The sequence below is a fragment of the Alloalcanivorax marinus genome (genome assembly GCF_016906305.1).
Taxonomy (GTDB): Bacteria; Pseudomonadota; Gammaproteobacteria; order Pseudomonadales; family Alcanivoracaceae; genus Alloalcanivorax; species Alloalcanivorax marinus.
Genome location: NZ_JADDOL010000010.1, coordinates 58,630 through 80,264 on the forward strand (window position 1 = coordinate 58,630; position 21,635 = coordinate 80,264).

At 66.4% G+C, this 21,635-nt stretch carries 16 protein-coding genes; 6 read left to right on the plus strand and 10 right to left on the minus strand.

Annotation, left to right across the window (positions count from 1 at the left end):
* Positions 1 to 87: 87 nt before the first annotated feature.
* Positions 88 to 2,508: a hybrid sensor histidine kinase/response regulator gene (locus tag IM760_RS10380; RefSeq protein WP_204428957.1), complete on the plus strand. Its 2,421-nt coding sequence runs from the start codon at positions 88 to 90 to the stop codon at positions 2,506 to 2,508.
* Here the strand turns inward: IM760_RS10380 and IM760_RS10385 are convergent.
* The 4 genes from IM760_RS10385 to IM760_RS10400 form a co-directional block, all read right to left on the minus strand.
* Positions 2,474 to 3,829: a VWA domain-containing protein gene (locus IM760_RS10385; RefSeq protein ID WP_204428963.1), complete on the minus strand. Its 1,356-nt coding sequence runs from the start codon at positions 3,827 to 3,829 to the stop codon at positions 2,474 to 2,476. The genes IM760_RS10380 and IM760_RS10385 overlap by 35 nt on opposite strands.
* 3 nt (positions 3,830 to 3,832) lie before the next feature.
* Positions 3,833 to 4,762, minus strand: coding sequence for an AAA family ATPase (locus IM760_RS10390; RefSeq protein ID WP_204428965.1), 930 nt, complete (start codon positions 4,760 to 4,762; stop codon positions 3,833 to 3,835).
* 25 nt (positions 4,763 to 4,787) lie between these two features.
* Positions 4,788 to 5,138: a putative quinol monooxygenase gene (locus tag IM760_RS10395; protein ID WP_204428967.1), complete on the minus strand. Its 351-nt coding sequence runs from the start codon at positions 5,136 to 5,138 to the stop codon at positions 4,788 to 4,790.
* A 63-nt stretch (positions 5,139 to 5,201) separates the two neighbouring features.
* Positions 5,202 to 5,888 carry a nitroreductase gene (locus IM760_RS10400; RefSeq protein WP_204428969.1) on the minus strand — a complete coding sequence of 229 codons (687 nt, stop codon included), beginning with the start codon at positions 5,886 to 5,888 and terminating at the stop codon, positions 5,202 to 5,204.
* Positions 5,889 to 6,068: 180 nt separating this feature from the next.
* Here IM760_RS10400 and IM760_RS10405 point away from each other — a divergent pair, with 180 nt between their 5' ends.
* Positions 6,069 to 8,075 carry an SDR family oxidoreductase gene (locus tag IM760_RS10405; RefSeq protein ID WP_204428971.1) on the plus strand — a complete coding sequence of 669 codons (2,007 nt, stop codon included), beginning with the start codon at positions 6,069 to 6,071 and terminating at the stop codon, positions 8,073 to 8,075.
* Positions 8,076 to 8,205: 130 nt separating this feature from the next.
* Here the strand turns inward: IM760_RS10405 and IM760_RS10410 are convergent, their stop codons facing one another.
* A complete protein-coding gene (locus IM760_RS10410) occupies positions 8,206 to 9,201 on the minus strand; it encodes an alpha/beta fold hydrolase (protein ID WP_204428973.1) in 996 nt (331 codons plus the stop codon).
* A gap of 95 nt (positions 9,202 to 9,296) precedes the next feature.
* On the opposite strand from IM760_RS10410, the gene IM760_RS10415 reads away from it, so the two are divergent.
* Entirely contained in the window at positions 9,297 to 10,820 is a 1,524-nt protein-coding gene (locus IM760_RS10415) for an adenylate/guanylate cyclase domain-containing protein (protein WP_262730212.1), read from the plus strand.
* Positions 10,807 to 11,847 carry a tetratricopeptide repeat protein gene (locus IM760_RS10420; protein WP_204428975.1) on the plus strand — a complete coding sequence of 347 codons (1,041 nt, stop codon included), beginning with the start codon at positions 10,807 to 10,809 and terminating at the stop codon, positions 11,845 to 11,847. The genes IM760_RS10415 and IM760_RS10420 overlap by 14 nt, the downstream gene beginning before the upstream one ends.
* Before the next feature lie 48 nt (positions 11,848 to 11,895).
* Here IM760_RS10420 and gspD read toward each other — a convergent pair whose 3' ends face one another.
* The 5 genes from gspD to IM760_RS10445 form a co-directional block, all read right to left on the minus strand.
* A complete protein-coding gene (gene gspD, locus IM760_RS10425) occupies positions 11,896 to 14,043 on the minus strand; it encodes a type II secretion system secretin GspD (RefSeq protein WP_204428977.1) in 2,148 nt (715 codons plus the stop codon).
* A 7-nt stretch (positions 14,044 to 14,050) separates the two neighbouring features.
* Entirely contained in the window at positions 14,051 to 14,854 is an 804-nt protein-coding gene (gene gspC, locus IM760_RS10430; protein ID WP_228233839.1) for a type II secretion system protein GspC, read from the minus strand.
* Between the two features lie 160 nt (positions 14,855 to 15,014).
* Entirely contained in the window at positions 15,015 to 15,737 is a 723-nt protein-coding gene (gspN, locus tag IM760_RS10435; RefSeq protein WP_204428987.1) for a type II secretion system protein N, read from the minus strand.
* Between the two features lie 15 nt (positions 15,738 to 15,752).
* Positions 15,753 to 16,280, minus strand: a complete 528-nt coding sequence (ssb, locus tag IM760_RS10440) for a single-stranded DNA-binding protein (RefSeq protein WP_204428989.1) — start codon at positions 16,278 to 16,280, stop codon at positions 15,753 to 15,755.
* Between the two features lie 105 nt (positions 16,281 to 16,385).
* Positions 16,386 to 17,759, minus strand: a complete 1,374-nt coding sequence (locus IM760_RS10445) for an MFS transporter (RefSeq protein WP_204428991.1) — start codon at positions 17,757 to 17,759, stop codon at positions 16,386 to 16,388.
* Positions 17,760 to 17,942: 183 nt separating this feature from the next.
* On the opposite strand from IM760_RS10445, the gene IM760_RS10450 reads away from it, so the two are divergent.
* Together IM760_RS10450 and uvrA are read left to right on the plus strand one after the other, a co-directional pair.
* Entirely contained in the window at positions 17,943 to 18,590 is a 648-nt protein-coding gene (locus tag IM760_RS10450; protein WP_204428993.1) for a LuxR C-terminal-related transcriptional regulator, read from the plus strand.
* Positions 18,591 to 18,724: 134 nt separating this feature from the next.
* On the plus strand, positions 18,725 to 21,604 hold the full coding sequence (uvrA, locus tag IM760_RS10455) for an excinuclease ABC subunit UvrA (protein ID WP_204428999.1): 2,880 nt from the start codon (positions 18,725 to 18,727) through the stop codon (positions 21,602 to 21,604).
* Positions 21,605 to 21,635: the final 31 nt, after the last annotated feature.

The following is a 21,635-nucleotide window of genomic DNA, read 5'->3' on the forward strand; positions in this document are numbered from 1 at the left end:
GTTGGCGTTGCTCCGCAAGGCCCGTTAAATACGGTAAAAGGAGCGTGACAAGAATCACATTCGTACTGCGCCAGGGGGAAAGGGACCATGAGGCGGCTACTTGCAAGACTCGCCCTGGTTACGTTGGCCTGGGCGCTGAGTGTTCCGGGCACCGCCCTGACACTGGATGACACACGGGACTATTACGACGCGGCGCCGTCATTGCGCTGGCTGGACGCCCGGGAGGACCGGCTCGATGCGCAGCAGGCCCTGGCCCTGCTCCGTAACGGCGGCGGGCAGCGCCTTTCCGAAACCTATCCGACGCTGGGTTTCCGGGACGGCGATCAGTGGTTCCTGCTGCCGCTCACCAACCGCGCCGCCGGCGATCTGTGGTACCTGCGCGCCGCCCGCCCCCATCTGGACCGGCTGGACCTGTATCTGTTCGACGAGCAGGGGCGGCGGCTGGCCCACTGGCGCGCCGGGGACCGGGTGCCCTTCGAGCAACGTCCCCTGGCCCACCATCAGCTGGTCTTTCCGCTTACCCTGCCTCCCGGCGAGCCGCGGCTTCTGCTGTTCCAGGCGCACGGCGCCAACGTCATCGACTTTCCGCTGTCGCTGCGCACCCCGGACAATTTCAATCTGTTCGACGGCCGCTGGAACTTCGTCAATGGCTTCTATTTCGGCGCCATGGCCATCATGTGCCTGTTCAACCTGCTGATTTTTCTGTCCATTCGCGAACCCAGCTATCTCTGGTACGTGCTTTACCTGGGGGTCTTCGGGCTCAATCTGTTTGCCCGGGAGGGGCTCGGATTCCGCTGGCTGTGGCCTGACGCGCCGGAGTGGAACCACCTTTGCCTGGCGGTGCTGAACCTGCTGACCCTGGCCTCGGCCATGCTGTTTTCCTGCTCCTTCCTGGAACTGCGGCACCGGGCCCCGGCGCTGAACCGGGGGCTGACGCTGATCGCCGCGGCCCTGGCGCTGATCGCCCCGCTGGCGGTGCTCAACTTCCACTTCTTCATCCAGTTTTCCTCGGCCATCGTGTTCCCCTGGCCATTCATCGCCGCCGGCCTGGCGCTGTGGCAGATCCGCCGGGGCTATCGCCCGGCCCTGTTCTTTCTGATCGCCTTCGCCGCGGTGGCGATCTCCTCCACCATCTACATTCTGAAAACCTTCAATCTGATCCCCGGCCACTGGATGATCGAGAACGCGCTGCAGCTGGGGACCTTCGTCGAGGCGCTGTTATTGTCCCTGGCCCTGGCCCATCGCATGACCACCCTGAAAAGCGAGAACGAACGCATCCAGCGGGAAGCCAACGAGGCCCTGGAGCGGCGCGTGGAGGAGCGCACCCGTGAGCTGAACGCGGCGCTCAGCGCCCGCGGCGAGTTCCTGGCGGTGATCAGCCACGAGATTCGCACGCCGCTGAACAGCATGATCGGTACCGTGGACATATTGCGTGACTCGCCGCTGGACGACAGCCAGCGCCGCCACCTCCATGTGATCGAGCAGTCCGGCGCCACCCTGATCAACCTGATCGACGACGTGCTCGACTACTCCCGCCTGGACGCCGGCAAGATGCCCATCGAGCAAACACCGTTCGACCTGCCCGGGCTGCTTCAGGAGTGCACCGCCCCGTTCGAACAGGCCGCCCGCCGGCAGGCCACCGAGCTGCGCCTCAGCCTGGACCCGTCGCTGGGCGGGTATTGCGTGGGCGACCCGGTGCGCCTGCGACAGATCCTGGTCAATCTGATCAGCAACGCGGTGAAGTTCACCGACGACGGCGCCATCGACGTGAGCGCGCGTCGCGAGGACGCCAACCGGGACTATGTGCTGTTCGAGGTCAGCGATACCGGCATCGGCATCGCCACCGATCAGTTGCCCAAGCTGTTTACCTTTTTCCAGCAGGCCGGCCAGGGCGGGCGACGACGTCACGAGGAAGGGGGCAGCGGGCTGGGACTGGCCATCTGCCGCCAGCTGGCGGAGATCATGGGCGGCGAAATCGGCGTCACCAGCGCGGAGCATCAGGGCTCGCTGTTCTGGTTCCGTCTGCCGTTGCCCCCGGCGGCGGTGGACGAGCGCGCGGCGGCGCCGGCCCCCCTGGAAACCGGGCCCGGCGCCCGATTGCTGATCGTCGACGATAACCACGTCAATCTGCTGGTGGCGGAGGGCCTGTGCCGCAAACTCGGGCACGACTGCGAAACCGCGGAAAGCGGCGCCGAGGCGCTGGCCACCCTGCTGGCCCGGCCGGACGGCTTCGATCTGGTGCTGATGGATTGCGAGATGCCGGATCCGGACGGCTTCGAGACCACCCGGGCCATCCACCGACTGCAACGGGAGGGGCGCCTGCCGGTGATTCCGGTGATCGCCCTGACCGCCCATGCGGTGCCGGAAAAGATCGCCGCCTGCCACGACGCCGGCATGGTCGGCCACATCGCCAAGCCGGTGAACCTGCAGCGGCTCAATCAGGCGCTCAGCGCCGCGCTGCGCGGCATCGTGGCTAGCCGTTCAGATTCCGCAGCAACTCGTCAGTGAAGCGACGCAGGTCATTGAGCGAACCGCAGCGCCGGGCGGCGCGGCAGTACGGCAGGTAGCGGGCCATGATGGCGTCGCCGCTGTTCCAGCGCGACGGCGGCTCCGGGTTGAGCCAGAACACCTGCCGGGCACGGCGGGCGATGTCCGCCAGATGCCGTTCGCCGGCGGGCAGATCGTTGTTGCGGGCGTCACCGAGGATGATCAGCGTGGTCTGCCGGTCGATTTCGCCCCGGCAGGCCGCCTCCAGCTCCTTGAACATGGTGCCGTAGTCGGTGCCGCTGCCGGACACCCGGTCCAGAATGCGCCCCACCGCCACATCCGGCGGGTAGCGCTCGAAGTCGTCGGTGACCTCGTCGAAGCGGGCGGCGAAGGCGAAACTGCGCACCCTGGGCAGCACGTCGGTCATGGCATAGAGAAACTGCAGCAGAAAGCGGGCCGCGTCGCGCACCGAGCTGGACACGTCGCACACCACCAACACCTTGGCGCGGGTGCGCCGCCGCTGACGCCAGTGCAGCTGCACCGGCACCGCGTTATAGCGCAGGCTGGCGGCCAGGGTGCGGCGCGCGTCCAGGGCCCCGCGCCGGGCTTTCTTCTGGCGGCGCTGGTGGGAGCGGGCCAGCCGCCGCGCCATCCGTCGCACCAGCATCTGCACCTGCTGGAATTCGCGCAGTTCGCGGAACGGGGCCGCCTGCATGCTGTGCTCGCGGAGCGCGCGGCCATGGGCGCGGCCGTGCAGATCGTACTGACGGCGAACATGGGCCATGGCCCGCTCGCGTACCCGGCCGCGCCAGTCGCGCAGCGCCTCGGCGCGCTCCCCGTCGCCGGGCCGGGCGGAGGCATCCAGGCGCAGAATCTCGTCGTCCACCGCCCCCATGCCCATGTTCATCAGCAGACGGCGGGCGAACAGCCCCTGCTGGGTGATCACCTGCATGGCGGTGAAGTCGATCTCGGCGGCGGCCTGGGCCAGGGTCTGCTCCAGGCCAGTGTCGCTTTGCGCCACCAGCTCGGCGGCCGGCCCCGACAGGGCCTCCGGGTCGGGCGCCGCCGCCGTGGCCTGCCCGGCGTGGTCCGCATCGGAGCCGTCGTCCTGCTCCGGGTCCGCGCTTTCGAAACGGAAAAAGGCCGCGAAGCAGCGGTCGAAGTCCGGCCGCTCCGCCTGGCTCTTCACCAGCGTCAGCGCCAGGGTTTCGCGGAAGCGGTCCCGGTCGCCGTAGCCCACCAGGGCGGCGGCGCGAAACGCCTCCTCCGCCTCCACCGGAGAGACGCGCACCCCGGCGCCCCGCAGGGCACGCACGAACTCATGCAGGCGCCGGCCGGCCATGGCTCAGCGGGCGCGCCGGGCGCGGAACCAGTGGGGCAGCAGTTCGCGGGCCAGCTCCGCGTCCTGCTCGTTCTTGAGCACCAGCGTCAGGGTCTGCTCCACCAGCTCCGGCTCCAGGCTGTCCGCGTGCAGCAGCACCAGGGCGCGGGCCCAGTCCAGGGTTTCCGACACCGCCGGCAGCTTTTTCATGTCCTGCTCGCGCAGATGCTGGATGAAGTCCACCAGCTGGTCGCGCAGCTGGTCGTCCAGCTCCGGCACCCGCTCCGCCAGAATGCGCCGCTCCAGCGTCGCGTCCGGATAGGGAATGTACAGATGCAGGCAGCGGCGCTTGAGGGCGTCGGACAGCTCACGCTGGTCGTTGCTGGTCAGGAACACCAGCGGCTGATGGCGGGCGCGGACCGTGCCCAGTTCGGGAATCGAAATCTGGAAATCCGACAGCAGCTCCAGCAGAAACGCCTCGAACTCCTGGTCGGCCTTGTCGATCTCGTCGATCAGCAGCACCACCGGCTCGTCGGCGCGCAGCGCCCGCAGCAGCGGCCGGGGCTCCAGGAAGGTGTCGCTGTAGAAGGCCTCGCCCAGGTCACCCAGCCGGCGCATGCTCTCTTCCAGGCTGTCGGTGTCCGCCAGGGTGCCACTGAGCTTGTCCCGCAGCAGCTGGGTGTAGAGCAGTTGCTTGCCGTACTTCCACTCGTACAGGGCCCGGCTCTCGTCCAGGCCCTCGTAGCACTGCAGCCGGATCAGCGGCGCTTCCAGAAAGGCGGCGGCGGCCTTGGCCAGCTCGGTCTTGCCGACCCCCGGCGGGCCCTCGACCAGCACCGGTTTGTGCAGCTGGGCGGCCAGGTATACCGCCAGGGCGGTGCGCGCGTCGCAGATGTAGCCCTGGCGGGCGAAGCTCTGCGTCACGTCGTCGACGGAATCGATGCGTGTTTTCATGGCAGGAACCTGTTCAGAGCGGAGGTCAGTGCAGAACGGTGCCATCCGCCAGGGCGGAGGGCACCGGCCCGGCGGGCGGCTCCTCGCCATCCTCGGTGACGTCGAAGCGCAGGGAGTGCACCTCGCCGTCGATCATGTCCGGAATGCGGTCGAGAAAGTCGTCCAGGTGCTCGGAATCGAAATGGCGCTCCAGGGCGTCCAGGTCGGTCCACTGCTGCCAGAGCATGATCACCCGCGGGGCGTCCGCCTTCACATAGACCTCGTAGGACAGACAGCCCTGCTCGTCCCGTGCCTGCTGCGCCAGCTCCTGCGCCAGGGCCACGGCGCTCTCTCGCAAATTGTCGCGAACCGGAATCAAACCTTTGACAATGACCATACTGCTCGGAAGGGTGAAAAGTGAACCCGGCAGTATAGCACGGATCGGCCCTGCTGGCGCCGCTCACAGGGTGGATCGGAAGGCCACGGAGTCGCCCAGGGGCGCCCGCCCCACCCGGGTGCGGTTGGCGGCCACCGCCTCGTCCTCGTAGCCAAAGCTGATGCCCACCAGGATCGCCGTGGAATCCGGCTCACCAAAGACCTCACGCACGTCGTTGGGGTAATAGCGCATGCTGCCCTGGGCGCAGCTGCCGATGCCATGGGCGGTGAGGGTCAGCATCAGCGACTGGATGTACATGCCCACGTCCAGCGCCACGGTGGGCCCGAAACTGCGTTCCATGCCGATGAACACCACATGGGGCGCGTCGAACAGCTCGAAGTTGCGCAGCTGGGCGCGCAGCCGGCCGGGCTTGTCGTCCCGGGCGATGCCCATGTTGTTGTAGAGCTCCACCGCGCAGTCCACCTGCCGCTGGCGGTAGACGCCCTCGAACTTGCCCGCGTTGGGCTCGAAATCCGGTTCCATGGGCACCCCGGCGGAGACCTTTTCGACCATGCGACGGCGCAGTTCATCGCGCACCTCGCCGGAGGCCACGAACACTTTCCAGGGTTGGATGTTGCAGTTGGACGGCGCCAGCTGGGCCAGCTCGAACACCTCCCTCAGTACCGCCTCGGGCACCGGTTTGTCGAGAAAGCCACGGACCGAGCGGCGGCGGCGCAGAGCGTCCGCCAGGGAAACGGTTTCCGGATTCATGAGCGTCCTTCTTGTTCTACGAAAATGGAATCGGATTCCATCGTAGCGCTTTGCCAGGAAACTACAACCGGCCCGTCGCCCGGGCCCTGGCCCTTTGCGCCCCGAGGGGGCATCATCGAAGCGAGTCTGGACCGCAACCCGAGCGCCGCCAGGGAAGTCGTGATAAAAAGGGGGATTGCCATGAACTACTTCGTCACCGGTGCCACCGGTTTTATCGGCCGCTTTCTGGTCGCCCGTTTGCTCAAGCGGGACAACGCCCGGGTGTTCGCCCTGGTACGCCCCGGCTCGGAATACAAACTGGACGCCATGCGCCGGCGCCTGTGCGTGGAAGAGAGCCGATTGGTGCCGATCAGCGGCGACCTGACCAAGAAGCTTCTCGGCGTCAACAAACGCGACCAGGACGACCTGGTCGGCCAGATCGACCACTTTTTCCATCTCGCCGCCATCTACGATCTGAACGCCGACGAGAACAGCCAGCGCTACATCAACATCGAAGGCACCCGGCAGACCCTCAAGCTGGCCGAGAAATTGGACGCCAAATGCTTCCACCACATGTCCTCGGTGGCCGCCGGCGGCCTCTACGACGGCACCTTCACCGAGGACATGTTCGAGGAGGCGGAGGGCCTGGACGATCCCTACCTGCTGACCAAGCACGAGGCCGAGGCCCTGGTGCGCCAGGAGAGCCGCATCCCGTGGCGCATTTACCGGCCGTCACTGGTGGTGGGGCACTCCCAGACCGGCGAAATGGACAAGATCGACGGCCCCTATTACTTCTTCAAGCTGATCCAGAAGATCAAGGATTTCCTGCCCAACTGGATTCCGCTGGTGGGCCTGGACAGCGGTCACTTCAACATCGTGCCGGTGGACTTCGTCGCCGACGCCCTGGACCACATCGCCCACCGCAAGGACGGCAACGGCCAGTGCTTTCACCTGACCGCCGACCGCAGCTACAACTTCGGCGAGGTGATGGACATCATCGCCAGCGCCGCCCAGGCGCCGCGTATGCCGGTGCGGCTGGACGGCAAGGTGTTCGACGCGGTGCCCGGCTTCGTGCGCAGGGGAGTCAGCGCCCTGACGCCGCGCATGCTGATCAATCAGGCGCTGGAAAACCTGGACATTCCGCCCTCGGTGATCAAATTCCTGGCGTTTCCCACCGAGTACGACAACCAGCGTGCCCGGGCCGCCCTGGAAGGCAGCGGCATCGAGGTGCCGGAGCTGGAAAGCTACATTCAGCAGCTGTGGGATTTCTGGGAGAACCACCTGGATCCGGATCGCGACAGCCGCGAGGACGAGTTGCAGCCGCTGCCGTCCCTGCCCGAGCGGGTGGAGGACAAGATCGTTCTGGTCACCGGCGCCACCTCCGGCATCGGCAAGGCCAGCGCCCTGAAGCTGGCCCGCGCCGGCGCCACCGTGCTGGTGGTGGCGCGCACCCCGGAAAAGCTGGAAGAAACCCTGCACGAGATCAAGCAACTGGGCGGCACCGCCCGCGCCTACCGCTGTGACGTGTCGAACATCGACTCGGTGGACGAACTGGTGGAGAAGGTGCTGGCCGATTACGGCCGGGTGGACATTCTGGTCAATAATGCCGGCCACTCGATCCGCCGCTCGGTGGTGCACTCGTTTTCGCGGTTCCACGACTTCGAGCGCACCATGCAGCTGAACTACTTCGGCGCCCTGCGGCTGATCATGAAACTGATGCCGGGGATGATCGAGCGCGGCTTCGGCCATGTGATCAATATTTCCAGCATCGGCGTGCTTACCAACGCGCCGCGCTTTTCCGCCTATGTGGCCTCCAAGGCCGCGCTGGACTCCTTCACCCGCTGCGCCGCCAGCGAACTGGCCCACCAGGGCATCTACTTCACCACCATCAATATGCCGCTGGTGCGCACGCCGATGATCGCGCCCACCAAGCTCTATAACCACGTGCCCACCATCAGCCCCAACCAGGCCGCGGACATGATCTGCGACGCCATCGTGCGGCGTCCCAAGCGGATCGCCACCAGCCTGGGCGTGCTCGGGCAGGTGATGCATTTCATCACCCCCAAGGTCACCGAGACGATCATGAACACCGGCTACAAGATTTTCTCGGACTCCGCCGCCGCCATGGGCCGCAAGGAAGCCACGCCGAAGAAGATCAGCCGCGAGCAGGCCGCCTTCTCCCGGCTGTTCAAGGGCATTCACTGGTAGAAAATCAGGCAAAAAAAGGCCCCGCCAGGCGGGGCCGATAATCCGGTGTTTTTCCGGAAGCATACGCAGCGGGGCGTTGCCGCCCCACACGCATCATGCCCCGGTCGGGGCCGCCGGCTCTTGATCCAGGTCAGCCCTTGCCGCTGCTTTTGCCCGGGGCGCCGTCCCGCTCCAGCTTTTCATGCAGAAAGTTGAGCAACTCCCGGTTCACCTCCACCGCCTGCTCCATCTGGATCCAGTGGCCGCAGCGGTCGATCATCACCGTGGTCAGGTCGGGCACGTAGTCCGGCATGCGCGCCAGCGCCTTCTGACTGAACAGCACCACCGGGTCCTGCATGCCACCCAGAAACAGGGTGGGCGCCGGTATCGTCCAGGTGTCATCGTCACGGCTTTCCGCCCAGGAGGCGTCCATGGCCCGGTACCAGTTGAGCGCGCCGGTGAAACCGGTCTTGCGGAAGCGGGCCACGTAATAGGCCAGGTCCTCGTCGCGCATCCAGCGCGGCGGCGTGGCCGGCGGCCGCATGGCGGTCAGCACCCGGGTATCGTCCGGCGCCACCCGGAAGTCGTCGATGCCGTCCGCGGAAAGACTGTGGAACATGCGCCGCAGGCTGTCCTCCACATCGGCTTCCAGCTCCTGCTCGGGCAGATCCGGCTGCTGAAAATAGAGCATGTAGAAAAAATGGTCGCCGAACAGCTCGCGCATGGACTCGGTGGGCGGCTTGGGCGCCGGCCCGCCGTAGGGCACGGACAGGCCGGCCACGGCGGCGACCCGATCCGGGTGGCGGCGGGCCACCTGCCAGGCCAGCATGCACCCCCAATCATGGCCCACCAGCACGGCGCGGGGCGCGTCCAGGGCGTCCACCAGGGCGATCACGTCCGCCACCAGCCGCGATTGCCGGTAGGCGTCCACCTCCTTCGGGCCACCGGTCTCGCCGTAGCCGCGCAGATCCGGCGCCACCGCGTGGTAGCCGGACTGCGCCAGGGCCGGCAGCTGGTAGCGCCAGGACGCCCAGCATTCCGGAAAGCCGTGCAGGCAGAGCACCAGGGGGGCACCCGGCTCGCCCGCCTCGGCAACAAAAAAGTCCAGTCCGTTGGCGCGCACACGCCGTTCGCGAATAAAAGCCATGCTGTTGTCGACCTTGTGGTGGTTTCCGCGGGGCCAGTCTGGCAATGTGACACTGCGTAATCCCGCTGACAAGAGAAGCCGTTACGGTAACGTCCGTGAACACTCCCGCAGACAACGACACGCCCCCCGACACGGATGCCAACCGGCCCGGCGGCGCGCTACGACGCCGCTTCGGCGCGCTGATCCGTCCCTATGTGCCGTCCTATTTTCCGGTGGCCTGGAAAATGGGCCTGTCGATTTCCGCCCTGATCCTGGTGGGCATGACCCTGCTGGGCGTGTTCCTGCTCAATGACCAGCTGCAGCGGATGCGGCAACAGGCCGACAGCTTCGGCGCCGCCATCGCCGCCCAGCTGGCTCACACCGCCCGCGAGCCGCTGCTCGCCGAGGACCGGTTTCTGCTCAAGGTGCACATCAACAACCTGGTGCGCAGCGACAGCATCCACGGCGCCGCCCTGTTCGACCGTGACAACACCCCCATCGACCAGGCCGGGGACCTGCCGCCCCGGGCCCTGCCCGTGGATGGCGCCGTGCAGCGCTGGCGCGACCAGGGCGAAGCCATGAGCACCTATTTCGCGCCGGTGACCGTGGAGCAAAACCGGGTGGGCGCGGTGGCGGTGACCCTGTCGGACCGCTCCATCACCGCCGCCCAGCGCCAGGTGCGGGACACCATGATCACCGCCACCCTGGCCATGGGCCTGCTGGCGATCATCGCTTCGTTCCTGATCAGTCGCCGGCTGGCCAAGCCGATTCACAATCTGCTGGCCGCCACCAGCGCCTTGCAGCAGGGCGATTTGAAATACCGCATTCAGGAACGCCGCAACGACGAGATCGGCCACCTGATCGAGGCCTACAACAGCATGGCCCACGACATGCTTGAAAAGGATCAGGTGGAGCGGGTGCTGCAGCGCTTCGTCAGCCCATCGGTGGCGCGCACCATGATGGCCAATCTGGACCAGGTCACGCTGGGTGGCCGCGATGTGGAAGCCACCGTGGTGTTCGCCGATATCGTCGGCTTCACCCGCCTGTCGGAAAGTCTGGCGCCGGAAGCGGTGGCGGACATGCTGAACGTCTACTTCGGCGCCATCACCGCCGCCACCTCCTTCTACCGGGGCACCATCGACAAGTACATGGGCGATTGCGCGATGATCGTGTTCGGGGTCCCCGAGGAAGACTCCGAGCATCTGTTCCATGGCCTGTGCTGCGCGGTGATGATCCAGAGACTGGTGAGCCGGCTCAACGAACAACGGGCCCGGCGCGGTCAGACCACGGTGGAATTCCGTATCGGCATGAACTCCGGCGCCATGCTGGCCGGTAACCTGGGCTCCCGGGACCGCATGCAATACACGGTGGTGGGCGATGCCGTGAACCTGGCCTCGCGGCTGTCGAACATGGCCGGCGCCGGCGAGATCATCGCCGCCGCCGCGCTCATCGACGACCCCAATATCGGTTCCCGGGTGCGTGCCACCGAATACGGGAGCATGCGCGTGCGCGGTCGCAACGAACCGGTGCGGACCTACCGGGTGGACGGTGTCCACGCCCTGTCGGAGACCTTGATGGAACAACGCATCGCCCGCTTTCTCGCCGAATACTATGCGGAGGCCCCCGGTGCCACGTCCTGACCGCCGCGCGGGCCTTACCGTGGCCCTGGGCACGGCGCTGCTGCTGTCCGGCTGTGCCACCTTTCATCCCTTCATGGCGCCGGAACAGCGGGTCGACGCGGCGCTGCGCGAGCATCAGTACCAGCGCGCGCTGGCCATCATCGACCACACCGGCGAGCATCACCCTCAGCACGCGCTGCTCCAGGAGCAGCGCGAGGGCGTGCTGCAGGCCAGCCGGGAGTACCGGCTTCAGGCCCAGGCCCGGGCCGAGGAACTGGCCGACCGGGAACAATGGCGCCAGGCCTTCGACACCCTGAACTCGATTCGCGACCAGGTGGTGGACCCCGCCGCCCTGGACGATCTGCTGGCCAGATTGCGGCTGCGCCACGACCTGCGCCTGCGCGACCTGCTCAACCAGGCCTACCTGGCCGAAGCCGGAGCGCTGCTGCGCACCGACTCCGTGGATGAGGCGCTGGCGCCCTATCCCGACCGGCGCGCCCGGGAAACCCGGGAGTGGCGGACACAACGCCGCGGATTGCTCTACCGCGGGTTGTTGGAGCAGGGCCAGGCCTACGCCGCCGACCAGCAATGGCAGCGGGCGCTCTCCTCCCTGGAAACCGCGCGCCTTCTCTACCCGGACGCACCGGTGCCGGACAACCTGGAAAAAGCCCGGAGGGTGCTGCACAGCGCCCGGGATCAGGCGCGGGACGCCCGTGACCGGGCCCATCGCCAGGAAGCGGTACAGCGGGTGGATCGTTATCGGGAAAGCGGCGAGCTGGCGGACCTGCTGGCCGCGCGCACCTTTCTGCAGCAACACCGCGACGACGAACAGCTTACCCCGTTGCGCAAACAGGTGGACGCCTGGGCGCGCCAGCGCGTCGAGCGCACCCTGGAGCGCGGCGAAGCCCTGTATGTGAAGGGGGACTACCAGGGCGCCTACCGGCTCTGGCAAAGCGTGGCGCCCCTGGACCCGGACAATCCGGAGCTGCTCAAGAAGCTGGAACGGGGTGGCAAGGTGCTGGAGAACCTGCGCTCGCTGGAAAACTGACGCGCGGCCTGAAACGACACCGGCGCCCTGGGGCGCCGGTGCGGTCGATCACTCTTCCTCGGGCCGGCTGGCCGCCGGCGCCTCCCGCTCCGGCAGCGCGCTGTCGGTATCGGTGACCGGGCCGGAGGTGGGCGGCGCGGCGGAATCCTCCACCGACTTGCTCTGCTCCGCCTCATAGGCCCGACGATAGTCGTCGGACACCGGCGAACGGCCCTGGAACAGGCGGTCCGCCCGGGTGGGCAGCGGGAACTTCACTTCACGCACCAGCTCGCCGTCATCGTTGACCCGGAACTGCATGGCGGTGACGCCCATGTATTTCTCGCGGGTCATGTCCACCAGCCGGTCGTTGCTGGCCAGCACCGTCGGTTTGATGAACACCATGAGATTACGCTTGATGTGCTGCTTGCTGGTGGAGCGGAACAGCACGCCCAGCAGCGGGATGTCGCCCAGCAACGGCACCTTGCGCACGGTTTCCTGCACATCGTCGTTGATCAGGCCGCCCAGGGCGATGGTTTCGCCGTCGTCCGCCAGCACCGTGGTGGTGAGCTTGCGTTTGGTGGTGACGATGTCCACCGCCTCGCCGATGGAATCCTTCACCGCCGAGGTTTCCTGCTCCAGTTCCAGCCGCACGGTATCCAGCCCGGCCACATGGGGGGTGACCTTCAGGGTCAGGCCCACGTCCTCGCGCTGGATGGTGGTGAACGGGTTGGACACGCCGGAGCCGGTGCTGGAGGCCTGGCCGGTGACGAACGGCACGTTCTCACCGACGATGATCGAGGCCTCCTGGTTGTCCAGGGTCAGAATGCTGGGCGTGGACAGCAGGTTGGTGTTGGTGGTGGATGCCAGCGCCTGAATCAGCGCGCCCCACTCGATGTCGCCATCGGCGTCGGTCTCGCCGATGCCGGCGGTGATGCCGTCACCCAGGGAGATGTTCGACGGGTCCTCGGTGATCACCGCCTGCAGCAGCGAGTTGATGCTGACGCCGTCGCCGCCGAAGTTGACCGCGCCGATGCCGTTGTTCAGGTCGCCGGCCACGTACTGGAAGCCCAGCGAGCTGGCCTTGTCGCCGGTGACCTCGACGATGGCGGCCTCGATCAGAATCTGGGCGCGACGCACGTCCAGCTGGCTGATCACCGACTGCAGTTCCTTCATCATTTCCGGTTCGGCGCGGATCACCAGGGCGTTCAGCGAGGTGTCGGCCTGGATCGATACCCGGGCGTCGGCGTCGGAGACGGTGCGCGCCGCCGCCGCGCCACCGCTGCCCTCACCGCCCTGCCGCACCGCGGAGGCGCCGGCGGCGAAGTTCTTCAGCAGTTCCGCCATCTGTTCCGCGTCGCCGTGGCTGAGCCGCACCACCTGAACGCCGCCGGCGGCGCTGGAGGGGGTGTCGAGCTGCCGGATCAGAGGGATCAAACGGGCGCGGGTGCCCCGGTCGCCCTTGACGATCAGCCGGTTGGTACGCTCGTCGGCGATCACCGTGGCGCCGCCCTGCAGGCCACGGCGGCGGTTGTTGCCGCCGGCGGCGTCGGCCTTGGTCAGCTCTTCCAGCAGCGCCACCATGTTGCCGGCGAAGGCATGCTGCAGCTGCACGATTTCCAGTTCGTCGCTTTCCGCGTTGTCCAGGCTGCCGATGATGGCGCGCATGCGCTGAATATTGTCCGCATGGTCGCTGATGATCAGCGCGTTGGCGGAGCCCACCGCCGCCAGATGGCCGTACTGGGGCACCAGCGGCCGCAGCACCGGCACCAGCTCTTCCACCGGCGAGTTGTCCACCGTGATCACCTGGGTGATCAGCTCCTCGCCATCCACGCTGCCGGCGTTCTGGGTGAGCGGCAGGTTGCTCTGCTTGGCGGTGGTGTTGGTGACGATCTTGATCACGCCGTTACCGGCCGGTACCGCCGCGTAGCCGTGCACCTGCAACACCGAGAGAAACAGCTCGTAGACCTCGTCGGCGGTGAGCGGCTGGTTGGAAATCACGGTGACGTCCCGGGCCCGCACCCGTGGGTCCACCACGAAGTTCTTGCCGGTCATCTGCGCCACCTGATTGATGAACGCCTGGATATCCGCGTTGCGGATATTCACCGTCCAGGTTTTGCCATCGCCGGTCGCCTCCACCGAGGCCTGTTCCTGGGCATGCACACTGAGCGTGAGGCTGAGTGCCACTACTGCGATTATTGTTTTCAGAGCCGACTTCATAGGCATCTCACGGTGGATAGTTCACGGTAAATTCCTGTTCGCCGCGCTGCACGACAATGACGGCCGACTGGCTTTCCATGTACGACTGCAAAGCGGCCAGATCGCTTTCCTCTGAGCCCAGCGGGTAGCCGTTCACCGACGCCACCACATCCCCGGGCTGCAACCCGACCTGCTCGATCAGCTGCTTGGGGGCGCGGTCGCCGATCTTGTAACCCTCGGTGCCGCCCTCGCTGACCGGTTGCAGGCCGAGCTGACGGATCAGCGCGGTGCGCTGCTGGGCCAGATCGGTCTCCGGGCTGGGCGCCGGGCTGCGCGGCTCCGGTTCGGTCACCTGGGTGACCCCGCCGGCCAGGCCTTTCACTTCATTCAGACGCAGCGTCTCGAAACGCCCCTGGCGCTTGAGAATCACCCGATCCGGATAGATTTCCTCGAGGGTGGCGTTGCCGGGAATGCCATCGCCAATGTGATACAGCTGGGCGTCACCGCCCCGCTCGGCAATGATCGCCGACGATTTGCCACGATCCCGGGTTTGGAAAAGGCCCAGCAGTTCCAGACTCAGCCGCGTCTCCGGGGCGTCCACCGGACGCTGCTCCGCCTGCGGCTCGGCCTGATAGGCGCCGAACAAGCCCCAGCGCTGCACCTGGGAGGAGGACAGCGCGGCGCTCTGCTGGGCACCGCCATTGACGGCGACCCGGCGCAAATCCGAGCCGGGCAACGCATCCTGCGGGCCGTACCAGAGCAGCCAGATGGTCTGAGCGATCAAATAGGCGAGAACCACCACCAACAACAGCGCCAGCACCGTGCGTGCCACCCGCTCCCATCGTTGCCGGTTTCCCCTCCGGGCCCACTGAATCATAAAGTCCTTCAATCCCGCTTATCGTTATCCCGGCCTGTCATTCCATCCGAAACCGGGCGGGTGTCACGGCGCATTCTAGGCGCGCCAGTATGACCCCAATATTATCCGACGAAACTCAGCCGGACTGCCCCAGAGCCAAGGGGCGGCTCATACGAAATACCACATCGGACGGGTCACCGCCCTGACTGACCCCGAGCAATTGGGGCCAGGCCCGGCGCACTTGCACGTTCAGTTTCTGATTATCCAGCCGTGCGTGCACCAATTGTTGTTGCTGCGGCCCGGTGACTTCCAGTTCCGGTGCCCCGTCGACCATGGCCAGGCGCCCGTCCAGGGGCGGCACCTCGGCGGCGCCATCACGACCCCAGGTCACCGTGCCGCCGCTGTAGGTCAGCGTGCCTTTGGCATCGACCACGGCCTGTTCCGCGAGTTCCAGCGTCATCAGGGTCAGATTCACGGTGCCGTCCGCGTTGCCCTGGGGAATCTCGGCGCTGAACGGCGCCACCGGCACCGTGGCCCGCCACTGCTCCAGACGCCAGTCGCCCCAGGCGGCGCCCAGCCAGCCGTCGGCGTTGAGACCGTCGCTTACCATGGACAGTTGCAGGCCGGGCGTCAAACCGTGCCAGTCCAGTGTCCAGGCCAGATCCCCGCTACGGTTGCGCCAGCGCGCCTGCACGCGGCCATCCCACCAGGGGCCGCGGGCCCCGGACAGCACCAGCGGCGCACCGCCGGGACGCAGAGCGGGCAGGCGGTCCACCAGCACCGCCGCCGGCATCAGCACCACCAGGCACACCAACAAACTGATGACGAACACCGCCCCCAGGGCTATCCAGCGCCGCATGACTTCCCCCGGAATTTAGAACGGAATATCGTCGTCGAAATCGTCCGCGGGGCCGCTGAACCCGCCGCCCTGATTGGCCGGCGCCTTCTGCTGACCACCCTGCTGACCGCCACCCTGGCCGGGGCTCTGGTCGTAGTAGTCGTTGCCCTGGTTGCCGTACCCCCCCTGGCCACCGCCCTGGTAGTCGCCACCGCCGCCGGCGCCACCGCGACCATCGAGCATCTGCATCTCGTTGGCGACGATCTCCGTGGTGTAGCGGTCCTGGCCGTCCTGACCCTGCCATTTGCGGGTACGGATGGAACCCTCCACGTACACCTTGGAGCCCTTCTTCAGATACTCACCCGCGATCTCGCCCAGCTTGTTGAAGAACACCACCCGGTGCCATTCCGTGCGCTCCTGCATCTGGCCGCTCTGGCGATCCTTCCAGGTTTCGCTGGTGGCCAGGCGGATATTGGTGACGGCCCCGCCGCTGGGCATGAAACGGGTTTCCGGATCGGCGCCCAGATTGCCGATCAGAATGACTTTGTTGACGCCTCGTGCCATGGCTGTTCGCTCCCTACGTTCGGACGACCACCGGCGACGCGCCGGTGCGGTTATGTATGCAGACCGGATATTGTGCAGCTTTACGCGGCCCGGAGTAACCCCCGGTCAGGACGGCTCCCGAACCTCGCCGGCCAGGGCCTCCAGGGCCTGTTCATCGAGCTCCCGGTTATCGACCTTGAGCAGGGCCAGGCGCTGCTCGGCCACCACCACCGCCTCCAGCACGCCGGGGATGGCGCGCAGCCGGCTGGCCGCCTGGGTCGGGTCCTGCTGGCGGCCCAGGTGCACCACCCGGTTATCCAGCTTGGGCAATTCCCCCATGCCCCAAAGATACAGCAGCCAGACCACCGCCAGGCCGGCACAGCCCAGAAATACCGCCTCGGCCCCCACCCATTGGTAGAGAGCGCCGCCCAACTGGCCACCGATGAACACGCCCAGAAACTGGCTGGTGGAATAGACGCCCATGGCGGTGCCACGGGTGCCGGCCGGCGCCGCCCGCCCCACCAGGGACGGCAACAGGGCTTCCAGCAGGTTGAAGGCCATGAAATAGACGAACAGGGCCAGCACGAAGTGCCACAGAGTCTGCCCGGCCAGGGCCAGCAGCACCTCGGCGACGATCAGCAGGCACACCGCGGCGCGCTTCACCGGCAGGGCCCCGCGCCGCTCGGCGGCGATGATCAGCGGCACCATGGCCAGGAAACTGGTCACCAGCACCGCCAGATACAGCAGGCTGTGCTGGTCCAGGTCCAGCCCGAGGCGGTGCTTGAGCAGCTGCGGCAGCACCACGAACGAGGCGGTCATGGTCAGGTGCAGCACCATGATGCCCAGATCCAGGCGGCGCAGGTTGCGGTCGCCCAGCACCCGGCGGAAACGCAGCCGGGCCGGCAACGGCTCGCTGGCGCGCACCTGGGGCGAGGGCACCGAAAACGCCACGCCCATGGCCAGGGTGCCCAGCACCACGGTGAGCCAGAACAGGCCGCTCAGGCCCAGCCAATGGGCCAGCACCGGCCCCAGGATCAGCGCCAGAATAAAGGAGGCGCCCACCGACATGCCGATCAGCGCCATGGCGCGGGTGCGGTGGCGCTCGCTGACCACGTCGCCGATCAGCGCCATGATCACGCTGGCGATGGCGCCGGCGCCCTGCAGGGCGCGGCCCAGAATCACGCCGTAGATGGTGTCGCTGAGGGCCGCCACCGCGCCGCCGGCGACGAACAACAACAGGCCCGCCAGCAGCAGCGGGCGCCGGCCGAAGCGGTCGGACAGCATGCCGAAGGGAATCTGCAGGATCGCCTGCATCAGCCCGTAGGCGCCGATGGCGGTGCCGATCAACAGGGGCGTGGCGCCTTCCAGCCCGGTGCCGTAAACCGCGAAAACCGGGAGGATCATGAACAGCCCGAACATGCGCAGCGCGAAGATCGCCGCCAGGGAGCCGGTGGTGGTCAGTTCGGTGCGCCGCAGGGCGGCCCGGGAAGCGTCCGTCATGGTCGAGGGTCGGGGCTACGAGAAATGGGCGGGAAGTGTAGCAGATTCCAGGACGGCGGGGTGACGTGCAAATCGCTGTCGATAGTAAATTGAACCCCCGTGGAAGCGGTGATAAATTGATGACTTGATTCAGTTTTTCTTCTTAGCCCCCGGGGACCCCCGGGTTGTGTCATGGACGAATGAATGAACAGTCTGACTGCACAACGAGTGTATGTAGTGGGTGGCCAGCATCTCCAGAATGCGCTGCTGACTGAATTCCTCGATAAAGCCTCGATCCCCGCCATGGCGGTGAAATCCGTGGATCAGGTGGACGAAAACGACCTGGCCGGCGTGGAACAGAACCTGTTCCTGGTGGATTTCCATTCCGTGGATGTCAATCAGGTGATCACCCGGCTGATGGACGTGGACCGCCGTATCGAGAATGAAATCCTCATCGGCGTGTTCAATGTGGACCACGACGACGACCTGACCCGGCTGGCCGGGCTGCCCATGGTCAATGGCGGCTTCCAGCACGATTGCCCCCAGGATCTGCTGACCAAGGGCATCAAGGCCATGTTCAAGGGCGAGCTCTGGTTCCCGCGCAAGGTTTTGCAGCAGTACCTGGTCAAAAGCCGGGCCTTCAACAAGACCTTCGCCCGTAACGAGGTGAACCTGACCGACCGGGAGATCGAGGTGCTCAAGGTAATGGCCACCGGCGCCAAGAATTCCGAGATCGCCAAGGTGCTCAACCTCAGCCCGCACACCATCAAGACCCACATTTACAACATTTTCAAAAAGATCAACGCCTCCAATCGCCTGCAGGCGGTGAACTGGGCCCAGGAAAACCTCTGATCACGGGCTGTCCGGCCCGCCGTCCGGTTCCCCCCGCCGGACGTTCCCGCAGCGTCGACCTTTCTTTTCCCCTTCACGATCTTTCGCCTATACTGCACTGTTCATTTTGACAGTAGCCGAGGGCTCGCCATCTCATGGATACCATCCTGGTTCGGGGCGCGCGCACCCATAACCTGAAAAACGTGGATCTCGACATTCCCCGCGACAAGCTGGTGGTGATCACCGGGCTGTCCGGGTCCGGCAAATCCTCCCTGGCGTTCGATACGCTGTACGCCGAGGGCCAGCGCCGCTATGTGGAGTCGCTGTCCACCTATGCCCGGCAGTTCCTGTCGATGATGGAAAAGCCCGATGTGGACCACATCGAGGGTCTCAGCCCGGCCATTTCCATCGAGCAGAAGTCCACCAGCCACAACCCGCGCTCCACGGTGGGCACCATCACCGAGATTTACGACTATCTGCGGCTGCTGTTCGCGCGGGTGGGTGAGCCCCGCTGCCCCGAACATGGCGCGCCCCTGGCGGCCCAGACCATCAGCCAGATGGTCGATCAGGTGCTGGCCATGGAGGAAGGCAGCAAACTGATGCTGCTGGCACCGGTGGTCCGCGAGAAGAAAGGCGAGCATCTGAACCTGTTCGACGAACTGCGCGCGCAGGGCTTTATCCGCGCCCGGGTGAACGGGCGCATCCACGACCTGGACGAAGCGCCCACCCTGGACAAGAACAAGAAGCACACCATCGAAGTGGTGGTGGACCGCTTCAAGGTCCGTGGCGACCTGCAGAATCGCCTGGCGGAGTCGTTCGAAACCGCTCTCAATCTGGCCGACGACATCGCCGTGGTCGCCCCCATGGAGGGCGACGGCGAGGAAATCACCTTCTCCGCCAAATTCGCCTGCCCCCAGTGCGGCTACTCGATTCCGGAGCTGGAACCGCGGCTGTTTTCGTTCAACAACCCGGCCGGCGCCTGCCCCAGCTGTGACGGCCTGGGCGTGAAGCAGTTCTTCGACGAAGACAAGGTGATCACCAGCGACGAGCTGTCCCTGGCGGAGGGCGCGATCCGCGGCTGGGACCGGCGCAACGTCTATTACTTCCAGATGCTCAATGCCCTGGCCCAGAGCCTGGACTTCGACATGGACCAGCCGTTCAAAAAGCTGCCCAAGGCCACCCGCCGCAAGATTCTCCACGGCACCGGCAAGGACGATGTGGAGTTCCGCTATCTCAACGAGCGCGGCGACATTATCAAGCGCAATCACCCCTTCGAGGGGATTCTGCCGAACATGGAACGCCGCTACCGGGACACCGAATCGGAAGCGGTGCGCGAGGAACTGGCCGGCTACCTGTCCACCTCCACCTGCCCCAGCTGCAACGGCTCCCGGCTGCGCGAGGCGGCCCGCCACGTCTACATCAACGAGACCACCCTGCCCGAGGTGGTGCGGCTGGCGGTGGGCAAGGCGTTCTCCCACTTCGACAGCCTCAAGCTGAGCGGCAGCCGAGGCGAGATCGCCGAGAAGATTCTCAAGGAAATCCGCGACCGGCTGCAGTTTCTGGTCAACGTGGGTCTGGAATACCTGACCCTGGAGCGCAGCGCCGAGACCCTGTCCGGCGGCGAGGCCCAGCGCATCCGGCTGGCCAGCCAGATCGGCGCCGGCCTGGTGGGCGTGATGTACGTGCTCGACGAGCCCTCCATCGGCCTGCACCAGCGCGACAACGAGCGGCTGCTCAATACCCTCACCCGCCTGCGCGACCTGGGCAATACCGTGCTGGTGGTGGAACACGACGAAGACGCCATCCGCACCGCCGACTATGTGATCGATATCGGCCCGGGGGCCGGCGTCCACGGTGGCCGCGTGGTGGCCCAGGGTACCGCCAAACAGGTAGCGGCCAACAAGGCCTCGCTGACCGGCGATTACCTGTCCGGCCGCAAGCGCATCGAGGTACCGGCCCAGCGCCACGAGAACGAGAAGGACCAGTGGCTGACCCTGTTCGGCGCCACCGGCAACAACCTCAAGGGCGACCCGCTGAACGTGCCCCTGGGGCTGTTCACCTGCATCACCGGGGTGTCCGGCTCCGGCAAGTCCACCCTGATCAACCACACCCTTTATCCGCTGGCGGCCACCAAGCTGAACAAGGCCTCCACCCTGAAAGCGGCGCCCCATGAGAAGCTGGAAGGGCTGGAACACCTGGACAAGGTGGTGGACATTGACCAGAGCCCCATCGGCCGCACGCCGCGCTCCAACCCGGCCACCTACACCGGCATTTTCACACCGGTGCGCGAGCTGTTCGCCGGCACCCAGGAAGCGCGGGCCCGGGGCTACAAGCCCGGCCGCTTCAGCTTCAACGTCAAGGGCGGCCGCTGCGAGGCCTGCCAGGGCGACGGCGTGATCAAGGTGGAGATGCACTTCCTACCGGATATCTACGTGCCCTGCGAAGTGTGCGAGGGAAGACGCTACAACCGGGAAACCCTGGAGGTCACCTACAAGGGCAAGAACATCTACGAAGTCCTGGAGATGACCATCGAGGAGGCCCGCGAATTCTTCGACGCGGTGCCGGCGCTGCAGCGCCGCCTGCAGACGCTGCTGGACGTGGGGCTCAGCTACATCAAGCTGGGCCAGGCGGCCACCACCCTGTCCGGTGGCGAGGCCCAGCGCGTCAAGCTGGCCCGGGAGCTGTCCCGGCGGGATACCGGCAGCACCCTGTACATCCTCGACGAACCCACCACCGGCCTGCATTTCCAGGACATCCAGCTTCTGCTGGATGTGCTCAGCCGGCTGCGGGACCACGGCAACACCATCGTGGTGATCGAGCACAATCTCGATGTGATCAAAACCGCCGACTGGCTCATCGACCTGGGCCCGGAAGGCGGCGACGGCGGCGGCCGCATCATCGCCGAGGGCACCCCGGAGCAGGTGGCCGACACCAAGGGCAGCCACACCGGCCGGTTCCTGAAACCCATGCTGGGTACGGCCCAAGGACCCGCCGCCAAGAAGAAAAAAGCGGCGGCCCGCCGCGCCGGGAAATAGCCCCGCCCCCGCTCTGGCACGGAAGCTGCTT

What these genes read in the sequence shown, in the direction of transcription:
- IM760_RS10380 (WP_204428957.1), top strand. Translation starts at nt 88, where the DNA reads ATGAGGCGGCTACTTGCAAGACTCGCCCTGGTTACGTTGGCCTGGGCG.
- IM760_RS10385 (WP_204428963.1), bottom strand. Translation starts at nt 3,829, where the DNA reads ATGGCCGGCCGGCGCCTGCATGAGTTCGTGCGTGCCCTGCGGGGCGCC.
- IM760_RS10390 (WP_204428965.1), bottom strand. Translation starts at nt 4,762, where the DNA reads ATGAAAACACGCATCGATTCCGTCGACGACGTGACGCAGAGCTTCGCC.
- IM760_RS10395 (WP_204428967.1), bottom strand. Translation starts at nt 5,138, where the DNA reads ATGGTCATTGTCAAAGGTTTGATTCCGGTTCGCGACAATTTGCGAGAG.
- IM760_RS10400 (WP_204428969.1), bottom strand. Translation starts at nt 5,888, where the DNA reads ATGAATCCGGAAACCGTTTCCCTGGCGGACGCTCTGCGCCGCCGCCGC.
- IM760_RS10405 (WP_204428971.1), top strand. Translation starts at nt 6,069, where the DNA reads ATGAACTACTTCGTCACCGGTGCCACCGGTTTTATCGGCCGCTTTCTG.
- IM760_RS10410 (WP_204428973.1), bottom strand. Translation starts at nt 9,201, where the DNA reads ATGGCTTTTATTCGCGAACGGCGTGTGCGCGCCAACGGACTGGACTTT.
- gspD (WP_204428977.1), bottom strand. Translation starts at nt 14,043, where the DNA reads ATGAAGTCGGCTCTGAAAACAATAATCGCAGTAGTGGCACTCAGCCTC.
- gspN (WP_204428987.1), bottom strand. Translation starts at nt 15,737, where the DNA reads ATGCGGCGCTGGATAGCCCTGGGGGCGGTGTTCGTCATCAGTTTGTTG.
- ssb (WP_204428989.1), bottom strand. Translation starts at nt 16,280, where the DNA reads ATGGCACGAGGCGTCAACAAAGTCATTCTGATCGGCAATCTGGGCGCC.
- IM760_RS10445 (WP_204428991.1), bottom strand. Translation starts at nt 17,759, where the DNA reads ATGACGGACGCTTCCCGGGCCGCCCTGCGGCGCACCGAACTGACCACC.
- IM760_RS10450 (WP_204428993.1), top strand. Translation starts at nt 17,943, where the DNA reads ATGAACAGTCTGACTGCACAACGAGTGTATGTAGTGGGTGGCCAGCAT.
- uvrA (WP_204428999.1), top strand. Translation starts at nt 18,725, where the DNA reads ATGGATACCATCCTGGTTCGGGGCGCGCGCACCCATAACCTGAAAAAC.